This is a genomic window from Thermaurantimonas sp. (assembly GCF_046299575.1).
Taxonomy (GTDB): domain Bacteria; phylum Bacteroidota; class Bacteroidia; order Flavobacteriales; family Schleiferiaceae; genus Thermaurantimonas.
Genome location: NZ_JBKBHX010000007.1, coordinates 184,744 through 192,004 on the forward strand (window position 1 = coordinate 184,744; position 7,261 = coordinate 192,004).

Genomic DNA, 7,261 nt, shown 5'->3' on the forward strand with positions numbered 1-7,261 from the left:
GCAGATTTAATGCAGATATGCAATTGTTAACTATTTTGGATTACTTTATTTTCTTAATTACCAAATACATATCTGGAAAAATATGAAATTTATTGATAGGTATATCTTCCCAGGGCAGCACTTGAAATTTTTGTTTGGAGGATATTTCAGCCGAAAGTTCTTTTTCTATAAACGCTATTCGTTGGCGCATAAGTGTTTCGTTATCGGCTTTTATGTAAAAAGTGTACTGAAGCGATTTGCTTTTTTCGATGTCAGCGGCTATGAGTTTTAGATTGAAACGAGAGGCGGGAGGCATATTGTTTTTTGCCGGGAAAAAGCGAATATCAGGCAATTCAAAAGTCCACTCGGTCACGGGTTTAAAATTGGTGACTTTTATTTGTTCGCCACTGTCGTATAGGATAAGAGCCTCTATTCTGCGGTTTTTCATTCGTGTTTCTTCGTTGATTTCCTTCTCTGCTGGTCGTCGATTGCCAAATCCTTTGTATTGAAGTCTCTGAGGATCGACACCGTTAGTTATCAAAAACTGGGTGATGTAACGAGCACGTGCTTCAGAAAGACGATGGTCGTTGTTACAACACACATGCCCTTGAATTTCCGTTCTTATTCCACACCGCTGTAGAAGAACGAGCAGAAGTTCATTCATTACGTCAAGTGAATACCAATGAGGCACAATTTGATTGGCGATAAAGTGCAGATTAGGCAATACATACTTTTGTCCTGTCTCAAAGGGGAGATCGGCTATTCTTTCTTCCGTCTTGATGGGTGATGCATCCACAAACTCAGCGATGATTTCACAACGGCGATTTTTGGCTTTACCTTCTTCTGTGGCGTTGCTGTATTTGGGTTTGGTGCGGCCGTAATATTTAATGGTGATATCGTTGAGCTCAAATCCCTTGCTAAGAAGGTAAAGACGCGTGTTTTCAGCTCTCCGGCGCGAAAGGTCGAGATTGTACTCGTCGTTTCCCAGAGAGTCGCAGTGTCCAATTAGTTCTACAGCCACGAGTCGAAGACGATCTTTGCCAAAGAGCCACTCGTCAATGTGATTGCGAGCTTCGCGGGTGAGTTTATCTGAGTCGTAAATGAAATAAATTTCAAATTCTCTTATTTCAACATTTTGCCCTTGAATTGACTTTAGAAATAAAAACAAGAGAAAAAATGTGACTAGTTTTCGAAGAATCATTAATCGCTGTGACTTTTATTTGTGGTATAATTTTAGTAAAATCTCTGCAAAATAAACGAAAATGCACTACCGACTTTTCAAAAATCTGACCATTTTCCTCTTTCTGATTTCCGCTGTCAGCCTTCAGGCACAAACAAAAGTGCAGTGGTACAAGTTCAGCGAAGTGCAAAAGCTGCAAAAAAAACAACAAAAGCCCATATTTGTAGATGTGTACACCAACTGGTGTGGGCCATGCAAGATGCTCGATGCTCAGACCTTTGGCGATGCAAGGGTAGCAGAGTATCTTAACAAACATTTTTATCCCGTAAAGTTTAATGCTGAGGGAAATGACACCATTGTCTTCCAAGGGAAGATGTATATTAATGAAAATTACGATCCCTCTCGTGCCTATTCACGCAATTCCACACATCCATTTGCGGGTTACTTCGCAGTACAGGGTGGGGGATTGGCATACCCAACTACAGCTTATATGGATTCAGAGCTCAGACATCTGGTGCAGCCAATTCAGGGATTTCTGACTCCTCAACACATTGAGCCCATTTTAAAATACTTTGGCTCTAAAGCGTATCTGAGCAAGAGTTTTGAAGATTTTATGAAGGACTTTAAACCGGAATGGAACTAAAATAAAAGCCGCCTTATGAGGCGGCTTTGTTGTTTTTATGAAGTTTGATTAGTGAATTAATATCTTTCCCGAACAGAGAAGAAAAAATTTGCTTCGATTTGGGCGTTTTCGTCACTGTCGCTGCCGTGAATAGCGTTTGCAGCAATGCTTTTTGCAAACATTTTGCGGATGGTGCCTTCTTCTGCCTTAGCCGGATCGGTTGCGCCGATCAATTTTCTAAAGTCGTCTACGGCATTTTCTTTCTCAAGTATGGCTGCTACGATAGGGCCAGATGTCATGTATTCAACAAGTTCGCCAAAGAAGGGGCGTTCGCGATGGATAGCGTAGAATTTTTCGGCATCGGCTTTTGAGAGCATGGTTTTTTTTATAGCCACAATACGGAAACCCGCTCCTTCAATTCTACTGAGAATAGCACCAGTATTGCCATCGGCCACAGCATCTGGCTTAATCATTGTAAATGTGATATTTCCTTTCATTTCAATTGATTTTCGGGCAAAAGTATACACGTGTTTATCTGAGGAGAGCGATTGAGATGGACTTAATGTGTTATAAATACGTAAAAACTGATACCTGCAGAGTAAAGAGGTACTAATTTATTATTTCCACTTCCTCCTCTTTCTACAGCTTTAGGATGCACAAAGGGATGTAATGTGAGCAATAATCCAAACGTAAAAATTTAAAGCTAAATTCTTGTAAATCTTTATTCTTAGTTTTGGTTAAAGTTTTTAAAAGCTGCTGGAGCCTGTTCAAGAGAAAAAGAATCGCTGGCTCTTTTTTAGAAGTTATAGGGTATAAACAAAAAAAGCCCGTGCCATTTATAGACTCGGGCTATGAAAGTAGACGGATAATACTTTAAAAAATGTGTCCGAAGCCGAAAAAGAACTGGCTACCTTCGCGGCTAATGCCGTAGTCGAGTCTCAAGATAGTGGATTGATTCCAATTGATGCGACCACCAATGCCCGGGGCACCGACCCACTTCTGAAAGCTAAGCTGGCGAGGCGAATCGAAAACTGACCCGAAATCGTAAAAGGGAGTGAGGCCAAGGGAGAAATGCTGTTTACCAATGGTAAAATCGTAGAAGCGGGTGCGCAGCTCGAGATTGACCAAGGTAACGGTAGGTGCCAAAAACCGAGCTTCGCGAAATCCCCGGATGGAGCGTCCACCGCCGAGCACGAGTATGCCGCCGGCCTCGGCCTGGGAGCTGAGATCCCACATTTCGATGAAATTGATGCGGCTGCCAAATATGTGGCCAAAGGCGGCTAGACCGGCGAAGGTAATTCGATTCTTATCGCGACGCCAGCGATGCAGTGTGGAGATGTACTGTGCCTGTAGCATAAATTTATTAAAGCTGAAATAAGAGCCAAACCAGCGGTCAGAATACTCGTGGGAGTACTGCAAAAAGATTCCCTTAGAGGGGTCGGGCTCAAAGTCGCGGGTATCGTAAATAACTGCCCATGCGATCATAGAAGTGAAGCGGTAGGTTTCGTCGCCGGTAAAGCCAGTTAGATTGAAGCGCTGCCAGGTGCCATCGGCTATTTGCTTATCGATTAGGGTAGGGTTGTGAGTAGCTTCAACTGTTTGTCCATCGGCGGTGGGTACTTTGAAGCGTTCGCCTTGGTAGGAGGAAAAAGATGTGAAGAGGGCTTCATAACCAAACATTAGGCGCAGCTTACCGCCAATTAACACACGTTCGCCCAGGATGTTGTAGAGTCGCTCGCGCTGAATCATGCTGTTATAGTTGATGTCGGTGTAGTAGTTGCCATCGCTGCCTAGCTCAGCGAGCTCCAGGTTTTCTTCGTAGTCGTTCACATTGCGGAATTCGCGCAGCTGACCGGTGCGCTTGTCTCGAAAAGTTAGAGGTTTAATGAAGTCGCGGCCTATACCCCAGTATTGGGCGTTGGGATCTTCCCACACGACCATGTCGGCACGCATACGCCACTTAGAATTAAATAAATAAGGTGCATCGTAATTGAGTGCATAGCGAACGCGGCCGTTTTGAAAGATGAAAAATTCGGCATTTAATCTATGGCGATAAGGTGTGTATTCGAAAAAGGGATCGTCTTTCGTATTGTTCCAAAATAAAAATGCGTTACCGCCGATTCCAAAGCCGCGAATGGGATCGAACTCAAAGCGCGGTACACCAGTCATAAAAAAGCCTTCTTTCTTGTCTTCGAGCTCTGAATCTGGTATTCTCTTGCTCGGATCAATGTAAAACGGCAAGCGATCTTCAGTTGGCTCAGTTACAGTGACTTGTTGTGCTATGGTTGTAAAGCTATAAAATGTTAAAATTAAAAAGAGGTACTTAAGTTTCATTGGATTTTGGTTTATTGTTACTTGGTTTCTATTTGATTAAAGGTGGAAAAAGGCTGTGGCCACTCCAAAGTAGATGAGTAAACCGGTAATATCAACTACAGTGGTTATAGCCGGACTGGCTGCTACGGCCGGGTCGCCTCCAAATCTTCGAACTACCAGTGGAAGTGCTGCTCCAATTATGGTAGCTGAGATAACTTGTAACGAAAGAGCAAGGGAGATAACGAATGCAATGACGGACAACGAATATTGAGAGGGTATCTCGGTCTCCCAGCTGAGGAAAAGTACTTTGGCAAAAGCCAAAACTCCTAGACAAATGGCCAATAAGGTAGATACTTTGGTTTCCTTCCAAATGACTTTCAGCCAGTCTTTGAAGGTAAGTTGTCCTAAAGCTAAAGCTCTAACTACTACAGTAGCAGCCTGGCTGCCGGCGTTTCCGCCAGTATCGGCCACCATTGGCATGTAGAGCGCCAGGATTAGGAGCTTTTCAATGGCGTTTTCGTAGCTGTGGATGATCATGCCCGATACAATTCCTAGTGCAGCCAAAGAAATGACCCATACTGCCCTACGTTTGAAATGCTCCCAACTGCTGGTTCCTAGGTAGTCAAATTCTTTGTTAGCCTCTACTATTCCCATAAATTTCTGCATGTCTTCAGTATGCTCGGCGCGTATGATGTCGATGGCCTCCTCATGAGTAACGATTCCCACCAGTTGATCTTTGTGGTTGATGATGGGCAGTGCCACAAGATCGTATTTTTCGATTTTGGCAGCAATCTCCTCACGGTCGTCTGTCACACGGCCGAATACAAATTCGGTATGCATCGCATCTTGTACCAATGTATGTGGTGTGGCCATGATTAGGTCTTTGAGTGTAATGAAGCCGATGAGTTTCATCTCATCGTCCACCACATAGCAGTAGTAGATGGTTTTTTTTGAGGGGGCATCGAGACGAATCTTGTCAATAGCTTCGGCGCATGTCATATCAGCATGTACAGTGGCAAAGTCGGTGCTCATGATGCCCCCCGCCGTTTCAGGCGGATAGGCTGAGAGGTGAATAACGTCTTCGCGCGTCTTTTTGCTGAGGTAGGGTAGGAGTTCGGCTTGCTCTTGCTGAGTGAGGTGCTGGAATAGATCAGCCCGAGAATCAGAGGGCATGTGCTCAAAAATATCGGCAAAGCGCTTGCGCGAGGTGGTTTTAAAAAGATCGATTTGCTTTACAATGTTGAATTCTGATACTATCAGCCCCTGCTGCGTTAGGGTAAAGTAATCGAGTATGCTCAGCAGGTAACTCTCATCCACCTGATCGAGTATTTCTGCTACCTCTACAACCGGCATTTTTTTGAGCATGGGGATGAGTTCGATGATTTGATCAATCTTTTCAAAATCTTTTACCAAAGTTTTTAAATCCATCAGACAAAGTTTTTAAGGATGATAACGATCTAGGCTTCGTTTATCGAATCTGTTTTCCATTCCACCTCAGTCACTCCGTACTCAAGGGTGAGCTGGCCGGCGAGCTGCTCGATGTCATTATGGTGATTTCCATTAGCCACGATCTGTGCTTCGATGGCTGCCATGCTCGGGCTGGCATCAGCACTCTTAAGGGAACGCAATTGTAAGTGACTGTCCTTTTTAATGAAGTTCACAATACGTACGCGCACGATGTTTTCGACGTGCTCTTTGCATTTGATATAAATCGTGTATTGAAAAATACCTGAATCTTCTTTTTGAGTAGGGTAGCGATTTATCCAATGGCCAATCGGCCTGAATACAATATGTGTGAGCGCAATGGTGAGGGCTGTAATGACAGCATAGAGATATAGGCCTGTACCAGCTAAAGCCCCTACCGCTGCCGAACACCAAATGGTAGCAGCGGTATTAAGACCTTGTACATTCAATCCATCTCGTAAAATCACTCCACCACCCAGGAAGCCAATACCAGTCACGATCTGGCCAATGATGCGCGTAGCATCGCCCATGTAAACATTGTTGTTTGACGAAGTAATGGCTATCGAAATCAGCGTGAAAGCAGCTGAACCTGCTGATACAAGCGTATTGGTGCGCAGGCCTGCACTTTTCTGGCGCCACTGACGCTCCAAACCGATCAAGGCTCCCAGCAAAACTGCCGTAAGCAGACGGGTAATAAAAATCCAGACAGTCATCGCTCTTCGATTTGGAAGTTAGACAAAAGGTTGAATTTCCGTCGATTGTGAAATTTGCCCGCAAAAGTACCAGACCTTTGCACCTCAAGCTGTTAGAAAACGATTAGAAAACTATTAGAAATCTATTAGAAGTTAGAAATCAAACTATTCTTGTTTTTTGATCAACAATTTTCAACTAAAAAAAGATAGTTTTTAATGCAATTTCTCCTAAAAAAATCCACTTGATTTTATAAGTCCAAACATACTAATTATTACACACAAATCCTCATTTATTTCAATGCTGTACACAATATTTGTGACATAATCTTTCCATTTCAATTCACCTATTTTTACGAATTGCTTGTCGGGGATTTTGATGTTGTTGTTAATTTCACTGAACGGCTCAAAAATCATTACTACTAAACAGATGTCTTTATTGGCTATTCTTTTAAAACCAAATACTTAAATCTGATTGTAAAGTCCACTGGCATTCGTTTTCATTAAATTTTCGTAAGCAAAATATGAATATCCCTCATCAGTGACACCTGATGTAAAATCCATCCCGTATTCGCAGATGATTTCACTTTTTGTTTTGAGCAGTTAGGCATAGTAGGCAGCACTCAGTTAGATGACGATGAGTAAAGCAATTGTTTTAAGGTTGGGTAGATTTAAGGTTTAATTTCTTTGGCTATGCTTGTGGAAAATTGCTACTGACAATTAGTAATTCTGATTAAAAGATTGAGTGATACGGAGAGCTATTATTAAAGGTATTAAATAGCTGAAAAACCATGCAATTATTAAAAAAACCTGATTGAGAAGCAGGCGGAGCATTAAAATCTCTGTATTAGTGGTGCAGACGACAGAATGTCTGCAGTCATTCATGCAACTGCTCACTGCGTTCGCAGGCATTCATGGAAAGATACATGGCGGGAGCTGCCTGATGTGGCGAAAAAATTTATAAAGAAAAGGTCTTAATCCTTGTTTTGGTGGTGCAGACGACAGAGTGTCTGC

General features: G+C 42.9%; 6 protein-coding genes. 1 reads left to right on the forward strand and 5 read right to left on the reverse strand.

Annotated features, from left to right (window positions below; all coding sequences use genetic code 11):
- Positions 1-40 precede the first annotated feature (40 nt).
- Positions 41-1,180 (reverse strand): OmpA family protein, encoded by a 1,140-nt coding sequence (locus ACK4EX_RS10240; protein ID WP_409772443.1) that lies wholly within the window; start codon positions 1,178-1,180, stop codon positions 41-43.
- 61 nt (positions 1,181-1,241) lie between these two features.
- Here ACK4EX_RS10240 and ACK4EX_RS10245 point away from each other — a divergent pair, with 61 nt between their 5' ends.
- A complete protein-coding gene (locus ACK4EX_RS10245; RefSeq protein ID WP_409772445.1) occupies positions 1,242-1,802 on the forward strand; it encodes a thioredoxin family protein in 561 nt (186 codons plus the stop codon).
- A 56-nt stretch (positions 1,803-1,858) separates the two neighbouring features.
- Here ACK4EX_RS10245 and ACK4EX_RS10250 read toward each other — a convergent pair whose 3' ends face one another.
- The 4 genes from ACK4EX_RS10250 to ACK4EX_RS10265 form a co-directional block, all read right to left on the reverse strand.
- Positions 1,859-2,278: a nucleoside-diphosphate kinase gene (locus ACK4EX_RS10250; protein ID WP_409772447.1), complete on the reverse strand. Its 420-nt coding sequence runs from the start codon at positions 2,276-2,278 to the stop codon at positions 1,859-1,861.
- Between the two features lie 376 nt (positions 2,279-2,654).
- Positions 2,655-4,115 carry an Omp85 family outer membrane protein gene (omp85, locus tag ACK4EX_RS10255; protein ID WP_409772449.1) on the reverse strand — a complete coding sequence of 487 codons (1,461 nt, stop codon included), beginning with the start codon at positions 4,113-4,115 and terminating at the stop codon, positions 2,655-2,657.
- Between the two features lie 36 nt (positions 4,116-4,151).
- The gene (gene mgtE / locus ACK4EX_RS10260; RefSeq protein ID WP_409772451.1) at positions 4,152-5,522 is read right to left on the reverse strand and encodes a magnesium transporter; all 1,371 of its coding nucleotides are present in this window, start codon (positions 5,520-5,522) and stop codon (positions 4,152-4,154) included.
- 29 nt (positions 5,523-5,551) lie between these two features.
- Positions 5,552-6,271, reverse strand: coding sequence for an MgtC/SapB family protein (locus ACK4EX_RS10265; protein WP_409772452.1), 720 nt, complete (start codon positions 6,269-6,271; stop codon positions 5,552-5,554).
- Positions 6,272-7,261: the final 990 nt, after the last annotated feature.

Bases quoted from the DNA above. Each gene is read 5' to 3' on its own strand.
- ACK4EX_RS10245 (WP_409772445.1), top strand. From the start codon at position 1,242: ATGCACTACCGACTTTTCAAAAATCTGACCATTTTCCTCTTTCTGATT.
- ACK4EX_RS10240 (WP_409772443.1), bottom strand. From the start codon at position 1,180: ATGATTCTTCGAAAACTAGTCACATTTTTTCTCTTGTTTTTATTTCTA.
- mgtE (WP_409772451.1), bottom strand. From the start codon at position 5,522: ATGGATTTAAAAACTTTGGTAAAAGATTTTGAAAAGATTGATCAAATC.
- omp85 (WP_409772449.1), bottom strand. From the start codon at position 4,115: ATGAAACTTAAGTACCTCTTTTTAATTTTAACATTTTATAGCTTTACA.
- ACK4EX_RS10250 (WP_409772447.1), bottom strand. From the start codon at position 2,278: ATGAAAGGAAATATCACATTTACAATGATTAAGCCAGATGCTGTGGCC.
- ACK4EX_RS10265 (WP_409772452.1), bottom strand. From the start codon at position 6,271: ATGACTGTCTGGATTTTTATTACCCGTCTGCTTACGGCAGTTTTGCTG.